The 26,839-nt window shown below is 60.0% G+C and carries 26 protein-coding genes; 15 read left to right on the forward strand and 11 right to left on the reverse strand.

The features are described 5' to 3' along the window. Positions 1-6 precede the first annotated feature (6 nt). The 3 genes from glpD to glpK form a co-directional block, all read right to left on the reverse strand. A complete protein-coding gene (gene glpD, locus IB256_RS20995) occupies positions 7-1,548 on the reverse strand; it encodes a glycerol-3-phosphate dehydrogenase (protein WP_192403956.1) in 1,542 nt (513 codons plus the stop codon). Between the two features lie 147 nt (positions 1,549-1,695). Continuing rightward, positions 1,696-2,451 carry a DeoR/GlpR family transcriptional regulator gene (locus IB256_RS21000; RefSeq protein WP_192289641.1) on the reverse strand — a complete coding sequence of 252 codons (756 nt, stop codon included), beginning with the start codon at positions 2,449-2,451 and terminating at the stop codon, positions 1,696-1,698. Between the two features lie 225 nt (positions 2,452-2,676). After that, complete coding sequence (glpK, locus tag IB256_RS21005; RefSeq protein WP_192403958.1) at positions 2,677-4,191, reverse strand: glycerol kinase GlpK; 1,515 nt, start codon at positions 4,189-4,191, stop codon at positions 2,677-2,679. A 171-nt stretch (positions 4,192-4,362) separates the two neighbouring features. Here glpK and ybaK point away from each other — a divergent pair, with 171 nt between their 5' ends. From ybaK to IB256_RS21020, 3 genes are all read left to right on the forward strand, one after another. Further along, on the forward strand, positions 4,363-4,833 hold the full coding sequence (gene ybaK, locus IB256_RS21010; RefSeq protein ID WP_081517701.1) for a Cys-tRNA(Pro) deacylase: 471 nt from the start codon (positions 4,363-4,365) through the stop codon (positions 4,831-4,833). 93 nt (positions 4,834-4,926) lie between these two features. Continuing rightward, positions 4,927-5,712 (forward strand): PhzF family phenazine biosynthesis protein, encoded by a 786-nt coding sequence (locus IB256_RS21015; protein ID WP_151186172.1) that lies wholly within the window; start codon positions 4,927-4,929, stop codon positions 5,710-5,712. A 95-nt stretch (positions 5,713-5,807) separates the two neighbouring features. Beyond that, positions 5,808-6,764: an FAD-binding protein gene (locus IB256_RS21020; protein WP_192403960.1), complete on the forward strand. Its 957-nt coding sequence runs from the start codon at positions 5,808-5,810 to the stop codon at positions 6,762-6,764. Here the strand turns inward: IB256_RS21020 and IB256_RS21025 are convergent. Next, complete coding sequence (locus tag IB256_RS21025) at positions 6,761-7,822, reverse strand: ABC transporter ATP-binding protein (protein WP_192403962.1); 1,062 nt, start codon at positions 7,820-7,822, stop codon at positions 6,761-6,763. The two genes, IB256_RS21020 and IB256_RS21025, sit on opposite strands and share 4 nt — an antisense overlap. A 16-nt stretch (positions 7,823-7,838) precedes the next feature. Then, on the reverse strand, positions 7,839-8,756 hold the full coding sequence (gene argF, locus IB256_RS21030) for an ornithine carbamoyltransferase (RefSeq protein WP_192403964.1): 918 nt from the start codon (positions 8,754-8,756) through the stop codon (positions 7,839-7,841). A 314-nt stretch (positions 8,757-9,070) separates the two neighbouring features. Between argF and IB256_RS21035 the strand changes: the two genes are divergently transcribed. The 3 genes from IB256_RS21035 to IB256_RS21045 all read left to right on the forward strand — a co-directional run bounded on the left by IB256_RS21035 (position 9,071) and on the right by IB256_RS21045 (position 12,851). Further along, positions 9,071-11,164: a molybdopterin oxidoreductase family protein gene (locus IB256_RS21035; RefSeq protein WP_192289627.1), complete on the forward strand. Its 2,094-nt coding sequence runs from the start codon at positions 9,071-9,073 to the stop codon at positions 11,162-11,164. 132 nt (positions 11,165-11,296) lie between these two features. Then, positions 11,297-11,623 carry a Grx4 family monothiol glutaredoxin gene (grxD, locus tag IB256_RS21040; protein ID WP_017521010.1) on the forward strand — a complete coding sequence of 109 codons (327 nt, stop codon included), beginning with the start codon at positions 11,297-11,299 and terminating at the stop codon, positions 11,621-11,623. Between the two features lie 64 nt (positions 11,624-11,687). Further along, a complete protein-coding gene (locus IB256_RS21045) occupies positions 11,688-12,851 on the forward strand; it encodes an MFS transporter (RefSeq protein WP_192289625.1) in 1,164 nt (387 codons plus the stop codon). 47 nt (positions 12,852-12,898) lie between these two features. Here IB256_RS21045 and bfrB read toward each other — a convergent pair whose 3' ends face one another. Then, the gene (gene bfrB, locus IB256_RS21050) at positions 12,899-13,375 is read right to left on the reverse strand and encodes a bacterioferritin BfrB (protein WP_017521012.1); all 477 of its coding nucleotides are present in this window, start codon (positions 13,373-13,375) and stop codon (positions 12,899-12,901) included. Positions 13,376-13,595: 220 nt separating this feature from the next. Next, on the reverse strand, positions 13,596-13,811 hold the full coding sequence (locus IB256_RS21055; RefSeq protein WP_081517708.1) for a bacterioferritin-associated ferredoxin: 216 nt from the start codon (positions 13,809-13,811) through the stop codon (positions 13,596-13,598). A gap of 268 nt (positions 13,812-14,079) precedes the next feature. Between IB256_RS21055 and IB256_RS21060 the strand changes: the two genes are divergently transcribed. Then, positions 14,080-14,682 (forward strand): peroxiredoxin, encoded by a 603-nt coding sequence (locus IB256_RS21060; protein WP_081517709.1) that lies wholly within the window; start codon positions 14,080-14,082, stop codon positions 14,680-14,682. A 59-nt stretch (positions 14,683-14,741) separates the two neighbouring features. Here IB256_RS21060 and rnt read toward each other — a convergent pair whose 3' ends face one another. Both rnt and pyrC read right to left on the reverse strand, forming a co-directional pair. Continuing rightward, a complete protein-coding gene (gene rnt, locus IB256_RS21065; protein ID WP_037011317.1) occupies positions 14,742-15,422 on the reverse strand; it encodes a ribonuclease T in 681 nt (226 codons plus the stop codon). Beyond that, entirely contained in the window at positions 15,419-16,465 is a 1,047-nt protein-coding gene (pyrC, locus tag IB256_RS21070) for a dihydroorotase (RefSeq protein WP_192289623.1), read from the reverse strand. The genes rnt and pyrC overlap by 4 nt, the downstream gene beginning before the upstream one ends. A gap of 138 nt (positions 16,466-16,603) precedes the next feature. On the opposite strand from pyrC, the gene IB256_RS21075 reads away from it, so the two are divergent. From IB256_RS21075 to IB256_RS21105, 7 genes are all read left to right on the forward strand, one after another. Beyond that, positions 16,604-17,602, forward strand: coding sequence for a flagellar protein MotY (locus tag IB256_RS21075; protein ID WP_285886419.1), 999 nt, complete (start codon positions 16,604-16,606; stop codon positions 17,600-17,602). Between the two features lie 132 nt (positions 17,603-17,734). After that, positions 17,735-18,952 carry an argininosuccinate synthase gene (locus IB256_RS21080; RefSeq protein WP_151186177.1) on the forward strand — a complete coding sequence of 406 codons (1,218 nt, stop codon included), beginning with the start codon at positions 17,735-17,737 and terminating at the stop codon, positions 18,950-18,952. 95 nt (positions 18,953-19,047) lie between these two features. Beyond that, on the forward strand, positions 19,048-19,419 hold the full coding sequence (gene gloA / locus IB256_RS21085; protein WP_192403966.1) for a lactoylglutathione lyase: 372 nt from the start codon (positions 19,048-19,050) through the stop codon (positions 19,417-19,419). A gap of 59 nt (positions 19,420-19,478) precedes the next feature. Beyond that, positions 19,479-20,870 (forward strand): integrase, encoded by a 1,392-nt coding sequence (locus IB256_RS21090; RefSeq protein WP_192403968.1) that lies wholly within the window; start codon positions 19,479-19,481, stop codon positions 20,868-20,870. A 16-nt stretch (positions 20,871-20,886) separates the two neighbouring features. After that, positions 20,887-22,776 carry a hypothetical protein gene (locus tag IB256_RS21095; protein WP_192403970.1) on the forward strand — a complete coding sequence of 630 codons (1,890 nt, stop codon included), beginning with the start codon at positions 20,887-20,889 and terminating at the stop codon, positions 22,774-22,776. Between the two features lies 1 nt (position 22,777). Next, positions 22,778-24,718, forward strand: coding sequence for a hypothetical protein (locus IB256_RS21100; protein ID WP_192403972.1), 1,941 nt, complete (start codon positions 22,778-22,780; stop codon positions 24,716-24,718). Beyond that, on the forward strand, positions 24,715-25,092 hold the full coding sequence (locus IB256_RS21105) for a hypothetical protein (protein WP_192403974.1): 378 nt from the start codon (positions 24,715-24,717) through the stop codon (positions 25,090-25,092). Before IB256_RS21100 ends, IB256_RS21105 begins: the two co-directional genes overlap by 4 nt. Here IB256_RS21105 and gloA (IB256_RS21110) read toward each other — a convergent pair. Further along, entirely contained in the window at positions 25,079-25,459 is a 381-nt protein-coding gene (gene gloA, locus IB256_RS21110) for a lactoylglutathione lyase (protein ID WP_192403976.1), read from the reverse strand. The genes IB256_RS21105 and gloA (IB256_RS21110) overlap by 14 nt on opposite strands. A gap of 199 nt (positions 25,460-25,658) precedes the next feature. Between gloA (IB256_RS21110) and IB256_RS21115 the strand changes: the two genes are divergently transcribed. Then, positions 25,659-26,078: a hypothetical protein gene (locus IB256_RS21115; protein ID WP_192403979.1), complete on the forward strand. Its 420-nt coding sequence runs from the start codon at positions 25,659-25,661 to the stop codon at positions 26,076-26,078. Positions 26,079-26,742: 664 nt separating this feature from the next. On the opposite strand, the gene IB256_RS21120 is transcribed toward IB256_RS21115, so the two are convergent. Next, the coding region (locus IB256_RS21120) for an IS3 family transposase (RefSeq protein WP_192403981.1) at positions 26,743-26,839 on the reverse strand (97 nt) is incomplete at its 5' end.

The raw sequence follows: 26,839 nt of genomic DNA on the forward strand, positions 1-26,839 counted from the left end.
GCGGCCTCAGGCAACCTGGGTACTGGGCTCCAGCGGGCTTTCGCTGCTGAGGAACTGCTCCAGGCGCTCGCGCTGCCGGGCATTGAGGAACAGGCCGAGCTTGGTGCGACGCCAGAGGATGTCATCGGCGTCGCGCGCCCACTCCTCGTGGACCAGGTATTCCACTTCCCGCGCATAGAGCCCGGCGCCCAGGTGTTCACCCAGTTCGCTGAGGTTGTGCGCGCCGTCCAGCAGTTTCCAGATGCGGCTGCCGTAGGTGCTGGCCCAGCGCCGGGCGAGGGCTGGGTCGAGCTGGCGCAGGCGGTCCATGAGCTGGATGGCCAGGTCGTCCACGCAGGTCATGGCTTCACCGCCGGGCAGCGGGGCACTGGCGGTCCAGCTGGTTTTCATCACGCCGGCGAAGTGCGGCGCCAGTTGCTCCAGCGCGGCCTCGGCGAGCTTGCGGTAAGTCGTCAGCTTGCCGCCGAACACCGACAGCAGCGGCGCTTCACCGGGGGTGTTGTCCAGCGCCAGGGTGTAGTCGCGGGTCACGGCCGAAGGGTCGTCGGACTCGTCGTCGCACAGCGGGCGCACGCCGGAGAAGCTGCGCAGGATGTCCTGTCGGCCCAACTGGTGCTTGAAGTGGGCGTTGACCACGTTGAGCAGGTAGTCGGTCTCTTCTTCGCTGATGCTGATCTTCGCTGGATCACCCTGGTACTCGCGGTCGGTGGTGCCGATCAGGGTGAACTGGCGCAGGTAGGGAATGGCGAAGACGATGCGCCGATCCTCGTTCTGCAGGATGTACGCGTGCTCGCCCTCGTACAGGCGCGGCACGATCAGGTGGCTGCCCTGGATCAGGCGGATGCCGTAGGGCGGCTTCTGGCGCAGTTCCTCGCGAAGGAAGCGGTCGACCCAGGGGCCGGCGGCATTGACCAGCGCGCGGGCGCGCACCGAGTACAGGCTGCCGTCGCGGCGCTCCAGGTGCAGGTGCCACAGGCCCTTGCTGCGCCGGGCGCTGACGCAGCGGGTGCGCGGGTGCACATGGGCGCCGTTCTCGCGGGCGGCCATGGCATTGAGTACCACGAGGCGGGCGTCGTCTACCGAGCAGTCGGAGTATTCGAAGCCGCGGGTGATTTCGCCCTTCAGCGGGCTGTCGAGGCCGAAGCGCACGCCACGGGAAGCCGGCAGCTTCTCGCGCTTGCCCAGGTGGTCATAGAGGAACAGGCCGGCGCGGATCATCCAGGCCGGGCGCAGGTGCGGGCGGTGGGGAAGCACGAAACGCAGCGGGTGGACGATGTGCGGTGCCTTGGCCAGCAGCACTTCGCGTTCGGCGAGGGCTTCGCGGACCAGGCGGAATTCGTAGTGTTCCAGGTAGCGCAGGCCGCCGTGGACCAGCTTGCTGCTGGCGGAGGAGGTGTGGGCGGCGAGGTCGTGCTGTTCGCAAAGGAACACCGACAACCCGCGCCCGGCAGCGTCCGCCGCGATCCCCGCGCCATTGATGCCGCCACCGACGACGGCCAGGTCATAGACTTCGGCCAGGGGCGCGTGGCGCTTGCTGGTTGGGATCATGGGGGCCGCCTTGGGGATTGAAAGTGAATCTTGTGATGTTCGTTTTCGAAAATATCCTAGTTCAGTGAATGAAATATGACCAGCCTTCAGCGCGAATTCGCGCAGGCATTCGTCTGAATGTTCGAAAGTGAAGGCGGTGAGCGCGGCTCAGACCAGTTCGAGCTGGACCTTGTGCTGGTGCAGCAGGCGCGCCACGGCGGCGGGCGGCGGGCTGTCGGTGAACACCCGGCTGACCAGGGAGATCGGCCCCAGGCGCACCACGGCGTTGCGCCCGAACTTGCTGGAGTCGGCGGCGAGGAACACCTGACGGGCGTTGTCGATGATGGCGCGGGAGACGCGCACTTCCTGGTAGTCGAAGTCCAGCAGGCTGCCGTCCTCGTCGATACCGCTGATGCCGACCACGGCGAAGTCGACGCGGAACTGCTCGATGAAGTCCACTGCCGCCTGCCCGACCACGCCGCCGTCGCCGCGCACGGTGCCGCCGGCGATCAGCACTTCGAAGTCGTCCTTGCCGGCGAGGATGCTGGCGACGTGCAGGTTGTTGGTGATGACCTTGAGGTTCTGGTGGCCGAGCAGGGAGCGGGCGATGGCCTCGGTGGTGGTGCCGATATTGATGAACAGCGAAGCGTTGTCCGGGATGTGCGCGGCGATGGCGTCGGCGATGCGCTGCTTCTCGTCGCGCATCTGGTCGGCGCGGGTGTTGTAGGCGGTGTTCTCGATGCTCGAGTCCCAGGCCGCGCCGCCGTGGTAGCGGCGCAGCAGGTTCTGCTCGGCGAGCTGGTTGATGTCGCGGCGGATGGTCTGCGGCGTCACGGCGAACTGCTGGGCGAGTTCCTCGATGCTCAGGTAGCCGCGCTCGCGGACCAGGTCGAGGATGCTTTGCTGTCGGGGTGGCAGGTTCATGCGCTGTGCTCGTGCGGACGGGCCGGGAGGGCAAGGATGCCGCAGCGGGGGCCTTGCTGTCATGCCAGGCGAGTTCGGCGCGGGCGGCTTTCCCTCACCCCAGCCCTCTCCCGGAGGGAGAGGGAGCCGTCCATACCGGCTGATGCCACGGTGTCAGCCTGCACCGATCAGTCCCCTCTCACTCTGGGAGAGGGCTAGGGTGAGGGTAGAAATGGCACCCAACTTTCAGTCGTCCGCAGCCCAGCCGCGGGTGCGCTCCACGGCTTTCTTCCACCCGGCATACAAGCGAGTGCGCTCTGCCTCGTCACAGGCCGGCTGGAACACCCGCTCGATCACCGCCTTGTTCTTCAGCTCGCCCAGGCTGCCCCAGAAACCGCAGGCCAGGCCCGCCAGCACGGCGGCGCCGAGGGCGGTGGTCTCGCGCATCTGCGGGCGCTCCACCGGGGTGCCGAGGATGTCGGCCTGGAACTGCATGAGGAAGTTATTGGCCACCGCGCCGCCATCCACGCGCAGGGCGCGCAGCGGTTCGCCGGCGTCCTGCTGCATGGCGTCGAGCACGTCGCGGGTCTGGTAGGCGATGGACTCCAGGGTGGCGCGGATCAGGTGGTCGGCCTTCACCCCACGGGTCAGGCCGAACAGCGCGCCACGGGCGTACGGGTCCCAGTAGGGCGCGCCGAGGCCGGTGAAGGCGGGGACCAGGTAGACGCCATTGCTGTCCTTCACCTTGGTGGCGAAGTACTCGGAGTCGTGGGCGTCGTTGATCACCTTCAGTTCGTCGCGCAGCCACTGCACGGTGGAGCCGCCGTTGAACACCGCGCCTTCCAGCGCATAGGCCACTTCGCCGCGCGGTCCGCAGGCGATGGTGGTGAGCAGGCCGTGGGTGGATTTCACCGCGTTGGCGCCGGTATTCATCAGCAGGAAGCAGCCGGTGCCGTAGGTGTTCTTCGCCTGGCCCGGCTCCACGCACATCTGCCCGAACAGCGCGGCCTGCTGGTCGCCGGCGATCCCGGCAATCGGCGTGCGGTGCACACCCAGGCCGCCGACCTTGGCGTGGCCGTACACCTCGGACGACGGGCGCACCTGCGGCAGCATCGCGCGCGGTACGTCCAGCGCGGTGAGCAGGCGTTCGTCCCAGTCGCGCTTGTGGATATCGAACATCAGGGTGCGCGAGGCGTTGGTGTAGTCGGTGACGTGCACCTCGCCTTCGGTGAGCTTCCAGATCAGCCAGCTGTCGACCGTGCCGAACAGCAACTCGCCGCGTTGCGCGCGTTCACGGGCGCCTTCGACGTTGTCGAGGATCCATTTGAGCTTGGTGCCGGAGAAATAGGGATCGATGACCAGCCCGGTGGTGTCGCGGATGTGCTGTTCCAGGCCGTCGCGCTTGAGCTGCTCGCAGATCGCCGCGCTGCGCCGGCACTGCCAGACGATGGCGTTGTGGATCGGCCGGCCGGTGCTCTTGTCCCACACCAGGGTGGTTTCGCGCTGGTTGGTGATGCCGATGGCGGCCACTTCGGCGACGCTGATGCTGGCCTGGGCGAGGGCTTCCACCAGGGTCGAGCTCTGGGTCGCCCAGATCTCCATCGGGTCGTGTTCGACCCAGCCCGGCTGCGGGTAGATCTGCGCGAACTCGCGCTGGGCCGTGCTGACCACGTTGGCGTCGTGGTCGAAGATGATGGCGCGCGAGCTGGTGGTGCCCTGGTCGAGGGCGACGACGTATTTCTTGTTCGTAAGGTCGGTCATGGCAGCGGCCTTGTGCGGATTCCGTTCGGCAACCCCGGCGGCAGGGCCGGGTAGGGATTGGCGGTGAACATACGGGATTCATCCCCGTCGGTGAAGCGAACACCGTGCAGTACGCCACACCTTGGCTTACTGTTATGCGCTGGAAAGCCGCCTGCGAGAAGCCCGCCGATCATGACCCCCGCCATCGACCTGCTGAAAAAGAACCGCGCCGAACACCACGTGCTGAGCTACGAGCACGACCCCAAGGCGCCGTCCTACGGCCTGGAGGCCGCCGAGAAGCTCAACCTCGACCCGGCGCGGGTGTTCAAGACGCTGCTGGCGGCAAGCGAGAAGGGCGAACTGCTGGTGGCGGTGGTGCCGGTGGTGGGCAGCCTGGACCTCAAGGCGCTGGCCCACGCGGCGGGCGTGAAGAAGGCCGACATGGCCGACCCCAACGCTGCGCAGCGCGCCACTGGCTACCTGGTTGGCGGCATCAGCCCGCTGGGACAGAAGAAGCGCCTGCGCACCTTCATCGACGAATCCGCCCAGGGCTTCCCGACTATCCATGTCAGCGCTGGCCGACGCGGTCTGGAAGTGGAGCTGAGCGCCGAGACGCTGGCCGGCCTGACCTCGGCGAAGTTCGCGCCCATCGGCCGCCCCTGATCGCTCAACCCCGGGGACTGTGTGGTCCCCACTGTACGGTTCGCCGCCCGCCGGCTTCTGTCATGCTCGGCCATCACTTACAAGGAGATCGCCATGCTGCTCGACTTCCATCAGGTGGACGCCTTCACCGACCGTCCTTTCGCCGGCAACCCGGCCATGGTCTACCGCCTCGATGCTTGGCTGAACGACGAGCTGATGCAGAAGATCGCCGCCGAGCACAACCTCTCGGAGACCGCCTTCCTGGTGAAGGAACCCGAGGGCTGGCGCATCCGCTGGTTCACCCCGACCGCCGAGGTGCCGCTGTGCGGCCACGCCACTCTGGCCAGCGCCCACGTGCTGTTCGAGGTGTTCGATGAGCCGGGCGAGGTGCTGGAGCTCAATTCGCTGTCCGGCCCGCTGCGCGTGACCCGCGAGGAGGGCCGTCTGGCGCTGAACTTCCCGGCGCAGCCGCCGAGCGAAACCGGCGCCACCGTGGAACTGGCCAGCGCATTGGGCGTGGACGTGGTGGACGCACTGAGCAACGCCTCGCACCTGCTGGCGCTGCTGGAATCCGAGCAGGCCGTGCGCGACTGCAAGCCGGATTTCGCCGCCCTGGCGCGTCTGCCGTACCTGGGGGTGATCGTCACTGCGCGCAGCGATGACTATGACTTCGTCTCGCGCTTCTTCGCCCCGGCCATCGGCCTCAACGAAGACCCGGTGACCGGCGCCGCCCACTGCAGCCTGATCCCCTACTGGTCGGGCCGCCTGAACAAGCTGCAGATGCGCGCCTTCCAGTGCTCCGAGCGCGGCGGCGAGCTGTGGTGCCGCCTGGAGGACGACCGCGTGAGCATCGCCGGTTATGCGCGCCTGGTGGCCAGCGGTCGTCTGCTGGTTGTTTGATCTGTGACCGGGGAGATTTCGTCTTCCCGGCGTAGGCTGGCCTTCACTGAAAACCGCGCCCCTCTGGCGCGGTTCGCAGCTTCGGAGGAAGGCCCATGGCAACCCTGGTCATCGCTGACTATCACACCCACACCGGCTCCCCCGTTCTTGCCCCGGCGACCCTGAACGCCCTGGCGGCCGCCCGGCAGGTCGGCGGTGAGGTGCATCTGCTGCTGGCCGGCAGCGGCCTGGCCCAACTGGCGGAGCACGCTCGCGGCATCGAGTGCATCACGCGCGTCGTGCTGGTGGACGATTCCGCCTACGACCACCTGCTGGCGGAAAATCTCTCCGCACTGGTCGTGCAGCTCGCTCCCGGCTACAGCCATATTCTCGCGCCTGCCAGCGCCATGGGCCGTGATTGCCTGCCGCGTATTGCCGCGCTGCTGGACGTCGATGCGGTTTCCGATGTCATCGCGGTGATCGATGACGAGACCTTCCAGCGCCCGATCTACGCCGGCAATGCGATTGCCACGGTGCGCTGCGCAGGGCGGCTGAAAGTGCTGGGTATCCGGCCAACGGCCTTCGACCCGGTTTCCGCTGAAGGCGGCAACGCCGAGCTGGAAAGACGCAATGGGGCGGGCGATCTCGCGCTTTCGTCCTGGCAGGGTGAGGAGCATCCGGACTTCGAACGCCCGGCACTGGAAGCGGCGCGGGTAATAGTCGCTGGCGGGCGCGGGCTGCAGACCGAGGAAGGCTTCGCGGCGCTCTATCCCCTGGCGGATCGCCTGCACGGCGCCGTGGGCGCTTCGCTGGCGGCGGTGGACGCAGGTTTCGCACCGGCGGAGCTGCAGATCGGCCAGTCCGGGCGCATCGTCGCGCCGGAGCTTTACCTGGCGGTAGGGATATCCGGTGCGGTGCAGCACGTGGCGGGGATGAAGGACGCCAAGGTCATCGCCGCGATCAACCTCGATCCGGACGCACCGATCTTCGAAATCGCCGACTACGGCCTGCAGGGCGACCTGTTCGAGTTGCTGCCGGCGTTGATGCTCGAGTTGGACGGCGCGCTCGGCTAGAGCGCCACGCTGCCCTGTGCCGGGAACAGCACCAGGTGCTCGGCGGCGACGCCGATGGCCACTTCGTCGCCCGGTTGATGGTCGGAGTGGCTGGGAAATAGCGATTCCAGCTGGGTGCCGGTGGGCAGTTGCAGACGATAGAGCGTCGCCGCGCCGAGGAACGACTTGCCGACAATCCGCGCCTTCAGCGCGCCATCGGCGGCCGGCACCAGGTCGTCCGGGCGCAGCAGCACATCCACCGCACTGCCGTCCGGCAGGCTGTAGGCGCGGTTGCCGCGCAGCAGGCCCAGTTCGGTCTGCACCGCATCGCGTCCGCACATCTGTCCGCGAATGAAATAACCCTGGCCGACGAAGCTGGCGACGAAGGGTGTCTGCGGTTCGTGGTAGAGGTTGAACGGGGTGTCCCACTGCTCCAGCACGCCATGGCGGAATACGCCGACGTGGTCGCTGACGGCGAATGCCTCTTCCTGGTCGTGGGTGACCAGGACCGCGCTGGTGCCGCGAGCCTTGAGGATGTCGCGCACCTCGTGGCTGAGCTGGCGGCGCAGTTCCACGTCGAGGTTGGAGAAGGGTTCGTCGAGCAGCAGCAATTGCGGCTGCGGCGCCAGCGCGCGGGCCAGGGCCACGCGTTGCTGCTGGCCGCCGGAGAGCTCGTGGGGGAAGCGCTGGCCGAGGTCGTCGAGCTTCACCAGCTCCAGCAATTCGCCGACGATGCGCTCGCGCTCGGGGTGCTTGCGAATGCCGAAGGCGATGTTGTCCGCCACCGACAGGTGCGGGAACAGCGCGTAGTCCTGGAACACCATGCCGATCCGGCGCTTCTCCGGCGACAGGGTGAAGCCGGGGCGGGAAATCACTTCGCCGGCCAGTTCGATGCGGCCGGCCTGCACCGGCTCGAAGCCGGCGATGGCGCGCAGGGTGGTGGTCTTGCCGCAGCCCGAGGGGCCGAGCAGGCAGCCGATGTCGCCGGCGTTCAGGTGCAGGCTGACGCCTTGCACCACACGCTGCTGTTCATAGCCACAGGAAAGATCTTCGAGGTTGAGCAGCAGCGGTTGGGTCATTGGACTCGGAACGGATTCAGGCGTAGTGGGCGTGCTCGACCAACAGTTCGAGCAGCGCCTTTTGGGCGTGGAGACGGTTTTCCGCCTGGTCCCAGGCCACGGAGCGTGCGTCGTCCAGCAGGTCTTCGCTGATCTCTTCGCCACGGTGGGCCGGCAGGCAGTGCATGAATAGTACATCCGCCGCCGCGCCGTCGAGCAGCGCACGTGTTACCTGATATGGCTGGAACAGGCGCAGGCGCGCGGCCGCTTCGTCTTCCTGGCCCATGGAGGCCCAGACGTCGGTGCTTACCAGGTGCGCACCGGCCACCGCCTTGCGCGGGTCGCGGAAGATCTTCACGCGATCGCCAGCCAGCGCCATCAACGCGGCATTCGGCTCGTAACCCTCCGGGCAGGCCACGTTCAGCTGGAAGTCGAAGCGGATCGCCGCCTCGATGTAGCTGTTGCACATGTTGTTGCCGTCGCCGATCCAGGCCGCGGTCTTGCCGGCGATGCTGCCGCGGTGCTCGAAGAAGGTCTGCATGTCGGCCAGCAACTGGCAGGGATGCAGGTCGTCCGACAGGCCATTGATCACCGGCACTCGGGAGTTTTCGGCGAACTCGATCAGGTTACTGTGGGCGAAGGTGCGGATCATCACCGCATCGACCATTCGCGACATCACCCGTGCGGCGTCGGCGATCGGCTCGCCACGGCCCAACTGGGTGTCGCGCGGGGAGAGGAAGATGGCCTGGCCGCCGAGCTGGATCATGCCGGCTTCGAAGGAAATCCGCGTACGGGTCGAGGCCTTCTCGAAAATCATGCCCAGCACGCGGTTCTTCAACGGTTCGTAGAGCACGCCTCGGTCTCGCAGGTCCTTCAGCTCGGTGGCGCGGCGGATCAGACCGAGCAGTTCTTCGGTCGTGTAATCCAGCATCGAGAGGAAGTGACGTGCGCTCATGGTTCGTACCTACTACTTATTCTCAGAATCAGGCCGAGGTACCGACCGGCTTTCGTGAGAAAAAACGGGCTGAACCTGCGGCGGGACCGCATGGAGCGGAAAATGGGGGAAGGCGCGATCCTATAAGGAAATGACGGATCTACGCAAGTTTCCCCCGGAAGGCCCGTCGGGTGGGGCTTCAACATGGTCGTTCCTGATGCCCCGCGATTCACCCGACGGAAGCTGGTGGTGCTTCGCCAGGCCAGGATTCATAGTGCTTTCGACCCCGCGACCGGCCCCATGAGGCGCCGGCGACAACAATAACGAGGCGAGCCATGAGCAAGACCCTCCATCACCGTGCGTGCCACCTGTGCGAGGCCATCTGCGGCCTGACCATCGAGACCGAGGACGAGCGCATCCTCTCGATCAAGGGCGATGCCCTGGACAGCTTCAGCCGCGGCCACGTCTGCCCCAAGGCGGTGGCGCTGCAGGACATCCAGAACGACCCGGACCGCCTGCGCCAGCCCGTGCGCCGCGTCGGCAACGAGTGGCAGCCGATCGGCTGGGACGAGGCTTTCGAGCTGGTCGCCACGCGTCTCGCCGAGATTCGTTTACGCCATGGCAACGACGCCGTGGCCGTGTACCAGGGCAATCCCAGTGTGCACAACTACGGGCTGATGACCCACAGCAACTACTTCCTCGGCCAGCTGAAGACCCGCAACCGCTATTCGGCGACCTCGGTGGACCAGCTGCCGCATCATCTGGTCAGCCAGCAGATGTTCGGCCATGGCCTGCTGATCCCGATTCCCGACATCGACCACACCGACTTCATGCTGATCCTGGGCGGCAACCCGCTGGCCTCCAACGGCAGCATCATGACCGTCCCGGACGTGGAGAAACGCCTGAAGGCGCTGAAGGCGCGCGGTGGCAAGCTGGTGGTGGTCGACCCGCGCCGCACCGAGACAGCGGCGCTGGCGGACCAGCATCTGTTCGTCCGTCCCGGCGAGGATGCAGCCTTGCTGCTGGGCATCCTCGACACGCTGCTCAGCGAAGGACTGACCCGCGCAACCGCCTTGCCGGTGAATGGTCTGGAGGCGGTACGCGAAGCGCTGGCGCCGTTCAAGGTCGAAGCCATGGCCGCGCGCTGCGGTGTGCCGGCCGAGGATATCCGCCAGCTGGCGCGGGCTTTCGCCGCCGCCGATAAGGCGGTCTGCTACGGGCGCATGGGTGTTTCGACGCAAGTCTTCGGCAGCCTGTGCCAGTGGCTGGTGCAACTGATCAACCTGGTCACCGGCAACCTCGACCGCGTCGGCGGCACCCTGTGCACCACGCCAGCGGTGGACCTGGTGGCGACCACTGCGGGCGGCGCTTTCAATCGCTGGCAGAGCCGCGTGTCCGGCCTGCCGGAATACGGCGGCGAGCTGCCGGTGGCGGCGCTGGCCGAGGAAATGCTCACCGAAGGGGAGGGGCAGGTGCGCGCGCTGGTGACGGTGGCCGGCAACCCGGTGCTGTCCACGCCCAATGGCCGTCGCCTGGAGCAGGCGCTGGATGGCCTGGAGTTCATGCTCAGCGTCGATCTGTACATCAACGAGACGACCCGCTACGCCGACCTGATCCTGCCGCCCACCGCGCCGCTGGAGCACGATCACTACGACACCACCTTCAATGTCTTCGCAGTGCGCAACGTCACCCGCTTCAACGAGGCGATACTGCCCAAGCCCGAAGGGGCGCTGCACGACTGGGAAATCTTCGTCGGCCTGGCCAAGGCCTACGCTGCGCGCCAGGGAGCTGAGCTGAAGCCGACCATGGCGCCGGAGCAGATGATTGAAATGGGCCTGCGCTTTGGTCCCTACGGCGACGCCAGCGAGCACAAACTCAACCTGGCGCGGCTGCGCGAGCACCCGCACGGGCTGGACCTGGGGCCGCTGCAGCCGAACCTGGCGCCGCGCCTGAAGACCGCCAGCCGCAGCATCGAGGCGGCACCGGAGATTTTCCTCAACGACCTGCGCCGCTTCGCCGACAGCCAGTCGCATGCCATCGACCAACTGCTGCTGATCGGCCGCCGCCACGTGCGCAGCAACAACTCGTGGATGCACAACTATCACCGCCTGGTGAAGGGCAAGCCGCGCCACCAATTGCTGATGCACCCGCAGGACCTGGCGTCGCGCGGGCTGGTGGACGGGCAGAAGGTACGGGTGCGCTCGCGGGTCGGCAGCATCGAGATCGAAGTGGCTTCCAGCGATGAAGTCATGGCCGGCGTGGTCAGCCTGCCCCACGGCTGGGGCCACGGGCGACCGGGCGTGCAACTGGCCATCGCGCGCGAGCAGGGCGGTGCCAGCGCCAACGACCTGACCGACGAGCGCCACCTGGATGCACTCTCCGGCAACACTGCGCTCAACGGCGTGCCGGTGGAGGTCGAGGCGGCCTGACAAGCTGACGCACGTCACCTGCAAAGCCGAGCGTTGCACTCGGCTTTGCAGTACAATGCGCGGTACCGTGCCGGCCTGTGCCCCCAGAGGCGACTGCCGGGTCAGTGTCTGATAGTTAAGCCGAGGAAGTTCATGGATATCATCGATACCATCAAAGAGCAGATCTCCAGCAACCCTGTTCTGCTGTACATGAAGGGTTCGCCGAACGCTCCCCAGTGCGGTTTCTCGTCCCGCGCCGCGCAGGTGCTGATGGCTTGCGGCGAGAAATTCGCCTATGTCGACATCCTGCAGAACCCGGAAATCCGCGCCAACCTGCCCAAGTACGCCAACTGGCCGACCTTCCCGCAACTGTGGGTCGGTGGTGAACTGGTCGGCGGCAGCGACATCCTGGCCGAGATGTTCGAGAAGGGTGAGCTGCAACCGCTGATCAAGGACGCCGTGAGCAAGGCCAACGCCTGAGTCTTTCGTGCTGTCGCACAAAGCCCCGCCTTGGCGGGGCTTTGTTTTTGGGAAGAAATAAAAGATGACTGAACAGACGCGGGCCAACGCCGCGCGCTGGGCGTGCGGATACTGCTTCGCCATGGGCGGGATGGTCCATGGCAGCGTGATGGGGCGGGTGCCGGCCCTCAAGAGCATGACCGGGGTCGACGAGCAGCAACTGGGCCAGGCGCTTCTGGGCGCTGGCTTCGGCGCGCTGCTGGCGTTCGCCTTCGCCGGCGCGCTGGTGCGGCGCTATGGCAGCCGGGCGATCACCGTGATTTCCGGGTTGGCGCTGATGGCGACCTTCCCCTTGCTCGGGCTGGCGCAGGATGTCTGGGTACTGGCGGCGGGCTTCCTCGCCGTCGGCCTGACCTTTGCGACCATGGACGTGGCGATGAACACCCAGGCGGTGGAAGTCGAGCGGCGTCTCGGCCGCCCGTGCATCTCCAGTTTGCATGGCATGTACAGCCTGGGTGGGCTGGTCGGTGCTGTCGGCGCGGCAGCCTTCGCCGACCTCGCGCCGATCTGGCACTTCAGCCTGCTGGCACTGGTCGCCGTGGCGATCCTGCCGTTCTTCGCCCGCCATTTGTTCGAGGGACGTCCGGAACCTATGGAGGAGGAGGCGCCAGCCCAACGTGGCTGGCGCCTGCCGCCACCGGCCTTGATCGGTCTGGGCTTGCTGACCCTCTGCGCGTTCGTTTCCGAAGGAGCGGTCGCCGACTGGGGCGCCTTGCTGCTGCACCAGGTGCTGGGCGCGTCCGAACGCCTGGCAGCGCTGGGCTTCGCGGCATTCTCCGCGACCATGGTGCTGGGCCGGCTGTTCGGCGATCGCCTGCGAGTGCGCTTCGCCGACGAGGCGCTGGTGCGCAACCTGGCGCTGCTGGCCATCGCGGGCATGTTCCTGGCGCTGTTCAGTCCGTGGGTTGCCGGCGCGATTGCCGGATTCGCCCTGGTGGGCGCGGGACTGTCGGTGGTGGTGCCGATCCTGATCGGCGCGGCGGGCAACCGGCCGGGCGTCGAGCCTTCGCGCGGCGTGGCGGCGGTAGCGTCGTTCGGCTATGGCGGCTTGCTGATGGGCCCGCCGCTGATCGGCTTCCTCGCCGAGCACGTGGGCCTGCGCCTGTCGTTGCTGGTGGTGGTGGGGCTGTGCGCAGGGTTGGTGCTGAAGGCGTCACTGGTGCGCCGTCCGCCAAAGGCGAACGTCTAGAAGGAGAGGGCACCGGCGTCCACAACAGCGCCGGTGCCTTTTTTCTATCAGTCGTCTTCGTGCATGTGCGACTGCAGGTAGTTTTCCAGACCGACTTTCTGAATCAGGCCCAGCTGGGTTTCCAGGTAGTCGATGTGCTCTTCCTCGGACTCGAGGATGTCCTTGAGCAGGTCGCGGCTGACGTAGTCATGCACGCTTTCGCAATGCACGATGGCGTCGCGCAGGTCCTTGCAGGCCTTGAGTTCCAGGTTCAGGTCGCACTGCAGCATTTCCTGGGTGTTCTCGCCGATCAGCAGCTTGCCCAGGTCCTGCAGGTTGGGCAGGCCTTCGAGGAACAGGATGCGTTCGATGAGCTTGTCGGCGTGCTTCATCTCATCGATGGACTCGTGGTACTCGTGCGCGCCGAGGCGCTTCAGGCCCCAGTCGTTCCACATGCGCGAGTGCAGGAAGTACTGGTTGATGGCGATCAGCTCGTTGCCGAGGATCTTGTTCAGATGCTGGATGACTTTCTTGTCGCCTTTCATGCCGGGGTCCTGCCGTGTGGAGTGGGAGAGATTGAAATTCTCGCGCCCTTATAACCATCTGTCAAACATAAGTCCTTGAATTTGTTATAAAAAGGAATATGAATGCGAATGTTTTCATTCCGCAACTTGGCGCTAAACCACTGAATTACAGGCATAAAAAAACCGGGCCAGAGCCCGGTTTCTTTGGAATTTTGGCTGAATCGATCAGCGGTCTTTTTTCTCAACCCGCCGCGTAGGCCAGGTTGTAGTTCATCGCCTGGGCGCTTTGCAGCTCGCCGAGGGTATCGCGAACCACCTGTTTGGCCAGGCAGGCGCACTTGCCACATTGAGTGCCGACGCCGGTGCACTCGCGCACTTCACGATAGTTGCAGGCGCCGTCGTAGATCGCATCGCGGATCTGAGTATCGGTAACACCGTTGCAGAGGCAGACGTACATGGTTGCACTACAGTCGCTGTGGGGTTGTTGGAAGCGATACTAATAATAATGAGAATGATTGTCAAAATTTACCAGGAACCCCTTTCGTGGTCTCCGATAAATGGTCGTGAGGTCAGTGAATCAGCCGCGAAAGCCGCATGGATGAAGGCGTTGCGCGCCAGGTGTATGATGGCTGCCCCACTGGAGCGGCAACCCCTCAAGCCCGGCAGTTTCGACCAGGCAGCGGGCTTTTCGCTCCCAAGCGCCTCACCATTTCCGGAGACAAGGAATGAGCGTACTCGTAGGTAAGAAAGCTCCCGATTTCAACGTGGCCGCCGTGCTGGGCACCGGCGAGATCGTCGACAGCTTCGTGCTGTCCGAAGCCATCAAGGGCAAGTACGGCCTGGTGTTCTTCTACCCGCTGGATTTCACCTTCGTGTGCCCATCCGAGCTGATCGCCCTGGACCACCGCATCCCCGACTTCCAGGCGCGCAACGTCGAAGTGATCGGCGTTTCCATCGATTCCCACTTCACCCACAACGCCTGGCGCAACACCCCGGTGGACAAGGGCGGCATCGGCCCGGTCAAGTACACCCTGGCCGCCGACATCACACACGAGATCGCCAAGGCCTATGACGTCGAATCCGAAGGCGGCGTGGCTTTCCGTGGTGCCTTCCTGATCGACCAGAACGGCGTGGTGCGTTCGCAGATCGTCAACGACCTGCCGCTGGGCCGCAACATGGACGAGCTGCTGCGTCTGGTCGACGCCCTGCAGTTCACCGAGGAGCACGGCGAAGTCTGCCCGGCCAACTGGAAGAAGGGCGACAAGGGCATGACCGCCTCGCCCGAAGGCGTTGCCGCCTACCTGGCCGAGAACGCCGGCAAGCTGTAAGGCTGCTGGTGAATAAAAAAGCCCCGCGATTGCGGGGCTTTTTATTCAGGAAGGCGCGATCAGTGATCGTCTTCCATCCAGCCGCCGAATTCCTTCCAGCGGTTGACGATGCCGCAGAACAGCTCGGCAGTCTTCTCGGTGTCATAGCGCGCCGAGTGGGCCTCGCGGTTGTCGAACTCGATGCCGGCTGTCTGGCAGGCCTTGGCCAGGACGGTCTGGCCGTAGGCGAGGCCGGCGAGGGTAGCGGTGTCGAAGCTGGAGAACGGGTGGAACGGATTGCGTTTCACGCCGCTGCGGTTCACCGCCGCATTGAGGAAGCCCAGGTCGAAGCTGCTGTTGTGGCCGACCAGGATCGCCCGCTTGCAGCCATTGGACTTCAGCGACTTGCGGATGCCGCGGAAGATTTCAGTCAGCGCCTGTTCTTCCGGCACGGCCATGCGCAGCGGGTGGTCCAGCTTGATGCCGGTGAACTCCAGCGCCGCCTGCTCGATGTTGGCGCCTTCGAAGGGCTCCACACGGAAGAAGTAGGTGTGCTCGGGGAACAGGTAGCCGCTTTCGTCCATGCCGATGGTGACGGCAGCGATTTCCAGCAGGGCGTCGGTGCCAGCGTTGAAGCCACCGGTCTCGACGTCTACCACGACCGGCAGGTAGCCACGGAAGCGGCGCGCCATCGGGTGGCGCGGGCCGGGCGGGAAGGAACCGTCGAGTTCTTCTTCGAAGATTTCGTTCTCGTCACTCATGCCTCGGTCTCCAGCAGGCGCCAGCGCAGTTTTTCACCCGCGCGCAGCGGGACGACGTCGAAATCGCCGAACGGCAGGGCCGCCGGGGCTTCCCACTCTTCGCGGACCAGGGTGATGCGGTCGCTGTTGCGCGGCAGGCCGTAGAAATCCGGGCCGTGGAAGCTGGCGAAACCTTCCAGCTTGTCCAGCGCATTGCGCTGTTCGAAGGCTTCGGCGTACAGCTCGATGGCGGCGTAGGCGGTGTAGCAGCCGGCGCAACCGCAGGCGGCTTCCTTGGCGTGGCGCGCGTGGGGGGCCGAGTCGGTGCCGAGGAAGAACTTCGGGCTGCCGCTGGTGGCGGCATCCAGCAGGGCTTCCTGATGGGTGTTGCGCTTGAGGATCGGCAGGCAATAGAAGTGCGGGCGGATGCCGCCAACCAGCATGTGGTTGCGGTTGTACAGCAGGTGGTGTGCGGTGATGGTGGCGCCGACGTTGGCCGGGGCGGCCTTGACGAAGGCGGCGGCGTCGCCGGTGGTGATGTGCTCGAAGACCACCTTGAGGGTCGGGAAACGCTCGACCACGCGGGTCAGGTGTTCGTCGATGAAGCGCTTCTCACGGTCGAACACGTCGACCTCGGCGCGGGTCACTTCGCCGTGTACCAGCAGCGGCAGGCCGACTTCGGCCATGGCTTCGAGCACGTGGAAGATGTTGTCGACGCTGGTGACGCCGGAATCGGAGTTGGTGGTGGCGCCGGCCGGATACAGCTTGGCGGCGTGCACGAAGCCGGACGCCTTGGCAGCGCGGACTTCCTCGGCGCTGGTGCGGTCGGTGAGGTACAGCACCATCAGCGGCTCGAAGCGGCTGCCGGCGGGACGGGCGGCCAGTATACGCTGGCGGTAGGCGTCGGCTTCGGCGGCGTTGCGTACCGGCGGGACCAGGTTCGGCATGATGATGGCGCGGCCGAAGGTGCGGGCGGCGTCGCCGACGGTTTGCGCGAGTGCGGCGCCGTCGCGCAGGTGGATGTGCCAGTCGTCGGGGCGCAGGAGTGTCAGGCGGTCGGACATGCGGATTCCAGGGGTGCGGTTGCAGCGGGAAGAGGGTGAAATGCTACCGGAAAAGGCCGCCGCCGGCACTCGCTATCAAGTTTTGCCGAGGTCGACCGATAGAATCTGGGACGCCTCTTTATCTGTATGGAAGCCACCGTGCGCCAACCCTCCCTTCTCCTGCTCGCTCTCTGTGCCAGCCTCCCGGCCTGGGGGCTGACCTTCCAGACGCGCATGGAAAGTGCGCAATGGACGGTGGAGGGTGACCAGTTCGAGTGCCGGCTGTCGCAGAGCGTGGCCGGTTTCGGCCTGGGCGAGTTCGTCTGGCGCGCCGGCGAGCAGCCGACCTTCCGTCTCAAGCCGCAGACGGGCTGGCTGGGCAGCGGCTCGGCAACCCTGCTGGCGGCCGCGCCGCCGTGGCGTCCGGGGCAGGGCGACCTGAACCTGGGGGCGGTGCAGGTGGGCTCGGGCGAGGTGCCTTTCAACAGCACCCAGCAGCAGGCCGGGCGCCTGCTCGGCGGCCTGCTGGAGGGACGTGCTCCGGAGGTTCGCCACCGCACGCGCACCGGCGAGAACCTGCTGGTACGGTTGATGCCAACGCGTTTCGCCGACGGATACGTGAAGTTCCAGGACTGTTCGACGAAGATGCTCCCGGTCAACTTCGACCAGGTGCGCCAGAGCCAGGTCGGCTTCCCGGACGGCGGCACCGAGGTCGATCCGCTGGGCCGCGCCAAGCTGGACATCATCCTGCAGTACATGAAGGCCGATCCGACGGTGAATCGCATCGAGCTGGACGGCCATTCCGACAACGGTGGCAACCGCCTGGCCAACCGCGAGGCCTCGCGCCGTCGCGCCATCGCGGTGATGGAGTACCTGAAGGCCAATGGTGTGGCGGAATCGCAGATCACCGTGCGCTTCTACGGTGAGCGCTACCCGCTGGTGAAGAACAACTCCGCCGCCAACCGCGCGAAGAATCGCCGGGTAACGGTGAACCTGTCCCGCGAGGCGGTCGTCGAGCAGGCACCCGCCGAAGCCCCGCCAGCCCCTGCCGCACCGGCTCCCAGCACCGCCAGCGCGCCGGCTCAGGGCGCGCCGGCAGCGCCTGCCGCCAACGCTGCCAACCCACCCGCCACGCCGCCCGCGACACCCAAGGGCTGACCCGCGGCGTCGGGTCGCACCGACGATAGTATTTGTCGCTTTGTCGTCAAAAGCTGTCGCCCCTCTGTAAATTATTCCGAGCGGACAGTAGAATCGGTCCCTTTCGTGACAACCCCCGTGGAGTTGAGTGGCATGGCGGACGTGAAGAAGGTAGTCCTGGCGTATTCCGGTGGCCTGGACACCTCGGTAATTCTGAAGTGGCTGCAGGATACCTATAACTGCGAAGTGGTGACCTTCACCGCCGACCTGGGTCAGGGCGAGGAGGTCGAACCGGCCCGCGCCAAGGCCAAGCAGATGGGCGTGAAAGAGGTCTTCATCGAGGACCTGCGAGAAGAATTCGTCCGCGACTTCGTCTTCCCGATGTTCCGTGCCAACACCGTCTACGAAGGCGAGTACCTGCTGGGTACCTCCATCGCCCGTCCGCTGATCGCCAAGCGCCTGATCGAGATCGCCAACGCCACCGGCGCTGACGCCATCTCCCACGGCGCCACCGGCAAGGGCAACGACCAGGTGCGTTTCGAGCTGGGCGCCTACGCGCTCAAGCCGGGCGTGAAGGTAATCGCTCCCTGGCGCGAGTGGGACCTGCTGTCCCGCGAGAAGCTGATGGACTACGCCGAAGCGCACAACATCCCGATCGAGCGCCACGGCAAGAAGAAATCGCCGTACTCCATGGATGCCAACCTGCTGCACATCTCCTATGAAGGCGGCGTGCTGGAAGACACCTGGACCGAGCACGAAGAGGACATGTGGAAGTGGACTGTCTCCCCGGAGAAGGCCCCTGACACCGCCACCTACATCGAGCTGACCTACCGCAAGGGCGACATCGTCGCCATCGACGGCAAGGACATGACTCCGGCCCAGGTACTGACCGAGCTGAACCGCATCGGCGGCGCCAACGGCATCGGCCGTCTGGACATCGTCGAGAACCGTTACGTCGGCATGAAGTCCCGTGGCTGCTACGAGACCCCTGGCGGCACCATCATGCTCAAGGCGCACCGTGCCATCGAGTCGATCACCCTGGACCGCGAAGTCGCTCACCTCAAAGACGAGCTGATGCCACGCTACGCCAAGCTGATCTACACCGGCTACTGGTGGAGCCCGGAGCGCGAAATGCTCCAGCAGATGATCGATGCCTCCCAGGAACACGTGAACGGCGTCGTGCGCCTGAAGCTGTACAAGGGCAATGTCATCGTCACCGGCCGCAAGTCCGACGACTCGCTGTTCGATGCCAACATCGCGACCTTCGAGGAAGACGGCGGCGCCTACAACCAGGCCGATGCCGCTGGCTTCATCAAGCTCAACGCGCTGCGCATGCGTATCGCCGCGAACAAGGGCCGCAAGCTGTTCTGATAAGCTTGCGTCTCCCGTGACAAGCAGACCCCGGCCACGAGCCGGGGTTTGTGTTTATAAGCCCGCACTCCGGGCACCTGATGAGGAAAGAACCGATGAGACTGCTGCACACCATGCTGCGCGTCGGCGACATGGACAAATCCATCGCCTTCTACACCGAAGTCCTGGGCATGACCCTGCTGCGTCGCAAGGATTATCCGGACGGCCAGTTCACCCTGGCCTTCGTGGGCTACGGCAACGAAGACGACAACAGCGTCATCGAGCTGACCTACAACTGGGGCGTGGACCAGTACGAGCTGGGTACCGGCTATGGCCACATCGCCCTGGAAGTGGCGGACGTCTACAAGGCCTGCGAGGACATCCGCTCCCGTGGCGGCAAGATCACCCGCGAGCCGGGCCCGATGAAGCACGGCACCAGCATCCTGGCCTTCGTCGAAGACCCGGACGTACCCCAAACTTTTCACTGATTTGACAGGATCTTAAAGTCGGCTAGAAGTGGACAGACAACCCTCATGAGGATTGTCCGATGCTTCGAGGCGTGGCTCGCTCGCTTTCAATTCGCAACTGTCGATTCACGACTGTCGCCTCTCTTGGCGGGGCTTCTGACCGCGTCCAGACCTCTCTTCTCTGCTACTTCACGTCTCCCCATTCCTGCTACTCAAGCTTGGGCCTACCTGCTTCAGTCACTTTTCCCGTTGTCCTGAGTGGAGACGGGGGGCTTTGGCACGAAGCTAATTTCTATTTATTCAGCCGGTACAAAAACGGAAGTATTGGAATAGAGACATGTAGTGATATTTCGAAGGATCTTTCTCTATTCAAACGATATCTAGAAGATGAAGAGCTGAGCTACACGTATTTTCCTGAGGAAAAACTGAAGAGGGTTACTTATAGATATCGATCATCTCTTCTTAATAAAGTTAGATCCCGAGAGATAAGCTCTAGTACAGCTAAACGTAGGATAGGGGCCGTTGTCTCGTTTTACAGGTGGTTAGGGGAGAATGGGGTTTTCATTCCTGAAAATAATCCGTGGGTTGAGTCCGAGAGGTATTTGATCGGAGGAGATCGTGTTGGAAATAAGATTCTCAGAAAGATCAAGGTAACCGATCTTTCTATAAAAGCCCCTAAGCTTTTAGATACCGAGATTATATATGATGGCGGGAAGCTGAAGCCCATACCTTTGGATAGGCAGATACATCTTTTAGAGGTCTTGGTAGAAGCTGGTAATCCGGAAATGCTTTTGGCTCATTGTATAGCATTGTTTACCGGTGCCAGAATACAAACAGTTCTAACGCTAAGGGCAGGGGTATTCGCGGGCGAGTTTGAAGACAGACGTCACTATCAGGTTTTTGCCGGACCAGAGACGGGGGTAGATACTAAGTACGGTAAGAATATAACCCTTCTATTTCCTGGTTGGTTAATGAGCAGGCTCGCGACTTATCGTGAAAGTCCGAGGTGGGCGGGGAGGGCCGAGAAATTCAGGTCAAGAGAAAATAGAGAGTCAGACTATCTTATGATGACTAACCGCGGTGAGCCCTATTATTTGTCGCGGCAAGACGTTACGGCTAGCCAATCAAGATATAAGAGCGAGGGGCAGGCTGTTCGTCAGTTCATTTATGATCAAGTTATTCCTCGTCTCTCAAGAAATGGCGCTGATGTCTGGAGGTATCAATTTCATGATCTTCGCGCTACCTGCGGAATGAATATTGTTGATGCATTGATGCCGAGGGTTGAGCGGAATGAGATGTCGCTTTCTTATGTTCGGGAGTATGTAAGGACGAGGCTTTCACATGAAAGCTTTAAAACGACAGATCTTTATCTTGACTATAGGAGGCTGAATAATTTAGTTGCAGTTGCGCAGTTTGATTGGGAGGAGCATCTCAAAGATATTGCTGATAAGGGGCTGTTAAACTTCATGTGAGTTTCGGGAGGTAGGTATGCGGATATTTACTGAGAGGAGTACGGTAAGGCTGGATATAAAAGACTCTCAAGGTATTCAGGATAATAGTGTCGAGAAAATAATAGTTAGCTTTAATGGCGGGGCTACTTCTATAGATATAGGGGCGTTTTGTTACAAAGCTAGATCAAAGAACGGCAGGCTCAGGGGTAAGCCGAAACTGGTAGATACATCGACTATTTGCCCTGTGCGATCCCGGAATTTGAGGCTGGTGGTTGAACATTTTTCGAACAGAGTTATCAGTGGCTACCTTCGTCCAACTACTGCTCACGGTTATCTTCAAATTGTTAGCGAGTTTATGGATTTCTGTGATGAGAATTTTGAGTTAGTTGATTTTCAGGATGAAGTAATTCGTAAGAAGGCAGTGTTATCTTATACGGATTTCCTAGAGGACCTTACAAAAAGATCTCCCCGTGCCAATAATTATTACTCAACTAAGCAGGTGGTTCTTATCAATGAGCTTTCTGAGATGTGGTGTGACGATTATGTTTGGTTTGGTGTTAGGCGTTTGCAATCTAATGCTGATTTAGATGCCCCTGTTCAGCCTCCGGATGATAGTAGGGTTTCGAAAAATATTGATATGTTTCGATGCCTCTTTAGTGGCTATTCTAATTTTGTTACATCCTTTGGTAAATTTCCTTTTTTTTTAAAGCTACCTAACTATATTGGAGCTGGGATGTATATATTCCCTACGAATCTGAAGTTCGTGTCTCCTTTGGCAATAGATAGATTTGAAAGTTTAAAGAACACTGTCGGTGCAGTTGATTATAGGGCGGGGCGAATTAGGAGTTTGGATGAGTGTGAGTCGTTCTATAAGAATAGGGCCTCCGCATCTGTTTGTAGAAGTAGTCTATTGAGATCACTTAAGCAGGCTAACGAGGACCCTCAATGCTCTCGTAGAAGAATGTTGGGCATACTTGCACATAATGCGTTCTTTGTTCTTTTTCAAGCAAATACTGGAATGAATCTCTCAGGTGCCTTGGAGCTGGAATGGTGTGATGAATACACCGTAGAAGCCTCGCGAAAGAAGTTTCGCCTTATTAAATATAGAGCAAGTGGGCGTGAACAGAGTTTTGAAATATCGGCAACATTTCTTCAGGCGTTTAAGGAGTTTCTTAAGCTTAGAATTTATCTTTTGGCGGGGCGGACGTGTAGTACTCTATTCTTTCGATGTTCCTTTTCTGATATCTCTTCCCCAGTCAAAGCTATGCGGGCTGGATGTACTACTGAGTTATCAAAATGGGTGTTGAAGATTGATCCGGGATTTGAGTTTGTAACTTCTCGCGAATGGCGTGCAGCGAAATCTGACTTTCTTTTGCAGAAATATAGTGTCGAAGTTGTTTCGCTGGCTCTTCAGAATAATATTGATACCGTGGAGGATCATTATGCTGAAGGGAGCGAGCAGAGAGCTCGTATTGAGTTGTCGGACTATTACTCTAAGTTGATGAGTGCCGTCGTTCGCTCGAAAGATTTTGAACTGACAAAAATCTCTACTGGAAGTTGTAGTGACTATGGTTCCCCCGCTGCATCAGACTCAACGTTAGTCGAGCCTGATTGCAAAACAGATCTGGGGTGCTTGTTCTGCGAGAAATTTAGGGTTCATGCTGATATTGAAGATATAAGGAAGTTGATCAGTTGTCGTTATTTTATTAGTAGACTTTCTTACCTCAACCCCAGTACTGATTCAGTCAGAGAGTTCTATGATCCAGCCTTGGCTCGGATAAATTCTATTCTAAAGGTGATCGGATCCCATTCAGATGAGCTTAATCACGCTATCTCGACTTTGGAAGAGTCTATAGCGGTTCAAGACGGATTAGATCCCTATTGGGAAAATCGAATATCGTCTCTTATAGAGGTTGGGGTTCTTTAATATGAAAGCTACTAAGGGGCGTATGAATAAACCTCTCAACGACATTCATCTCGGACTGGATGTTTTAATTTGCACTGATAGAAAGCCAATACGCGTCGTAAGTCGTGATAGGGACGGTGTGGCTTTGTCTGTTTTTGACGATGATGACTGGTATCTGCCTCGGTATGATGGGGACCCGGAAAAGACCATCATGCGTTTTAAGTACTGGTATCCTAGTTTTACTTGTGACAAGAGCCTGGAGGGGTTGGTAAGGCAAACTAAAGAAATAATTTGGTATATGCTAAATGTGCGGCGCGATCCACTTTCACCTAGCACGGCAGATAGCTACTTTCATATGTTAGTTGATATGTGCAGATTCTCCGTTTCCTCTGGGTTCAGTGTTTTTGAAATTCTATCTGAGGATGAAAAGTGTCGTCTATTCATGCATCATATTTCAGATGGCTGGCAGTTGTGTTATCTCAGGTCACTACTTTCTGCACTACAAGAGCCTGAAGCCTTATCGCTGCCCTTTAGACCGGTTGGCCGAACCCTCATACAGGAGGCTAGTAGTCTTCTAAAGAAACTTCCTGAATGTAAGCAGACTCCTGTAATACCTACGCGAATTTTCTCAAAAGTAATATCTTATTTGATGGAGGAGATTAACGTTTGTGAAGGCGTTGTGGATTCATTGGTTGAGGTTCTTAAAGAGTTGAGGGGTAAAAAGCCCTCAAGCACTGAAGAATGGAAATGCCTTCGGAGGATGAGTAAAGCTGATTTCTCTATAATTCTCGACAGGTTCGGTTTGAGTGATTTTTATTTTTCACGTGGGTATTCAATTTCTAGGAATACTTTTTATATTTTGACTGAGATGCTCTTTGTTTGTAAGTGTGTTATTCATATTTTTTCTGGGATGCGTGATTCGGAAGTTAACTACCTGCCGTATGATTGCTTGCGCTCGTATGTTGATGGTGGGCTTCGGCATTACATGATTCACGGCTTCACGACAAAACGCTCTGGCGGTAAGCCTAGAGAGTCGAGATGGGTCACCTCAACTGAGGGAGTCAAAGCCATAAGGTTGGCGCAAAAGATTTCAGAAGGGATTTATTCATGTATTGGAATGGATGTAAATAAGACCTCTGGTTGTCGCCTCTTTGTCACTCCAGGTGTAGTGAGGTTTTGGTCGAAAGGAGGCGATGAGGCAAGGGTTGTAGATTTTGATATTTCGCGATTTACGAGGATGGTGGAGAAAATGTCTCTGACTATCGAGCAAGTGGATTGTGATGAACTTATGAGGGTCGACCCGTTTCGCAATTGGGGCGAAAGTGGAATTGTCGTTGGCGGTTGCTGGAAGCTGAAAACTCATCAGTTTAGGCGTTCTTTGGCCTTGTACGCCTCTAGGTCCGGCCTGGTTTCAATAACTTCCTTACGTAGACAATTGCAGCACATAACCGAGGAAATGACTCGGTACTATTCGGATGGCAGTTTTTTTGCGAGAAATATGCTTGAGTACGATAGGGATCATTTTTCTGTAGATTATATTGAGACCCTTCCGGAGGGGGAGGCGCTTTCTTTTTTTGAGAATGTATTATCTAGCGAAGAAAGGCTGTTTGGCGGTGCAGGGTCTTGGATTGAACTTCATAGCTCTAGTAGAAATAATGTTACTTTTGAGTCTAGGTCTGAAACTATTAGGAAGTTTATTAAGGGCCTTCTTTCGTATAAGGATACGCCGGTTGGGGGCTGCATGAAGCATGGGGATTGCCAGCAGCGTTCATTTGGGCGGTGGATATACTGTTTGGCGCATTGTTCGGACTCGGTTGTGAACTTGAAGAAATTAGCTAGGTTAATCGAAGTGCAACGTAGTTTTGTTTCTGATCTCGCTGATGGCACTGTTTATAGAAGAACTGAGAAGTTTGTTCTTGAAGAGTATGAAAGGCTCTATAATCAGTTTTTGGAGAAAGCATGATGAATGGATTGGATGAGTATTTTGATGCGCTTAATCGATTGATTGCGGGGGCTCCGGCTCGATTGAGTTCTGATGCTAAAATCAATAAAGATAATGTTGCATTAGAAGCTGGTCGAGGACGAGGCAGTATTAAAAAATCGCGGCCAGTGTTTTATGATTTAATTGAGGCAATCGAAAAGGCTGCCAAGGAGAAATTAGATAGAGGCATTCTTCCTGATGGTAAAGCAAAGGAAGATTTGGAGTTCTATAAAAGTGAATATGAGAAAGCTTTGGCTAGAGAGTTGTCTTTAGTGGTGGAGGTTATTGACTTAAGGAGGCAGTTGGCAAAAGCCAATTCAGCCTCCTTGAAGTTGGTGAAATCTACCTCTGAATGAGTTCGATCTTATAGCCGTCGGGGTCGGCGACAAAAGCAATAACGGTAGTGCCGTGCTTCATTGGGCCGGCCTCTCTCGTAACAACGCCACCATTGTTTCGAATATCGTCACATGCTTTGGCGGCATCTTTAACTTCAATTGCGATATGGCCATAGCCAGTTCCAATTTCATAGCTATCGACGCCCCAGTTATGGGTTAACTCGATAACACTGTTGTCTTCTTCGTTGCCATAGCCGACGAAGGCCAGGGTGAACATGCCCTCGGGATAATCTGACTTGCGTAGCAGGGTCATTCCCAAAATTCGAGTGTAGAAGTCTAGCGATTTATCGAGATCGCCCACGCGTAACATAGTATGAAGCAGTCGCATTATATTTCTCCTTGCTGAGTTTTCTCATTATACATGAATTTAATTTTGGCTAAGATTTTTGCGCTGGTTATTAATGTTTTCGTTGATCTGGCTGCTGCTTATTCCTGATTGAAGAGGTGGTCTGCTAGAAAGACCACTCAGGGCTGTCGTTACCCCCATTGCCCGCGATACTTTGTCAGCCACGAAAAAGGGGGTAAGGATGTTCTGGAGAAAGGAAAAGACGGTCCGTGTTGAGCTCATCAGCCCGCCAGTCATGGTTTCTGCGGCAGCACCGCTAAATGCCGCAGAGTCAATGGCGCCGAGTCGCACGCCCCTGAGCGTTGAGCAGCTCCTCAAGCTGGCAACGATCATGGTCGCCGTCGTGAACACTGCACTGGTCGTATTGGGCTACATGCGCTACGTGGGGCTGCTACAGCAGTTCGGTATCAGCAGAACTGAGGTGTCATTCACTTTCTCTGATCTGCTCTCCTTCGGATACGTCGGCTTCATCAATATGACACTCTCGGGCCAAGTAGCAGTAGCCGCAGTGAGCTCGGCTATCTGCTTACCAGTGATGGCGGTGGTGATCCGGCTCAAGAAAAGCATGCACCAGGTGCTGCAATTCCTTCTGGTCTGGTGAATATCGACAGGTCTGTTTTTCCTAGTCACCGCTCCTTACTGGATCGGTTACAACCCTGGCAAGGACGGAGCGCTACGGGAGGCTGCCAAGTCTATGAACGTCGAAGTGGATCAGCTCCACGGGCTATCGATAGTGCAGGAGGTGAGTACGGATACCGGGTCACTGGTTGGATCCATCATTCTGGCAATACCTGAAACCACGTACCTACTCAAAGAGAATGTGCTGTACAAGATTCGCGCGTCTGATGGCCACATCCTGCGGAAAACACACCTGAAGCCGAACCTGAAATCTACTACCGCCGAGTAGTGTGAAGTGGCTTGCCGGCATTGTCGGTTATTCGTGCAAAAAAAATGTGAATGGAATCGCTGGAATACGGCTGGAAAGCACCGGGATAGAGGGTTTCTTGGTCGGGAGAAAATGTGAATTTGCACCTGTTCGACGTCGCCACGAAGCCAGCTTTGCCTGCCTGACGAGTGCAGGTGAGTCCCTTTTGGGGAGGCCGATGCTGCAGTGGCTCGTTAGTGCACCATTGTGGTCTCGACTGGCCACCCGCGGACGAGCGAAGTAATCTCACTCTCAGGTAGCCAATCGCCACACATGATTAGGGATGATCGAATGCAAGACTCTCGTCGCATGGTCTGTCCCGGAACTGGTGGACAGGTAGTTAAGAGCTACTGCTCGCATAGCGCCGCTCAAACTCCATCGGACTGAGATAGCCCAGCGTCGAATGGCGGCGACGGTGATTGTAAAAGCGGATGTAG

It is taken from the genome of Pseudomonas sp. PDM17 (assembly GCF_014851985.1).
Classification (GTDB): Bacteria; Pseudomonadota; Gammaproteobacteria; order Pseudomonadales; family Pseudomonadaceae; genus Pseudomonas.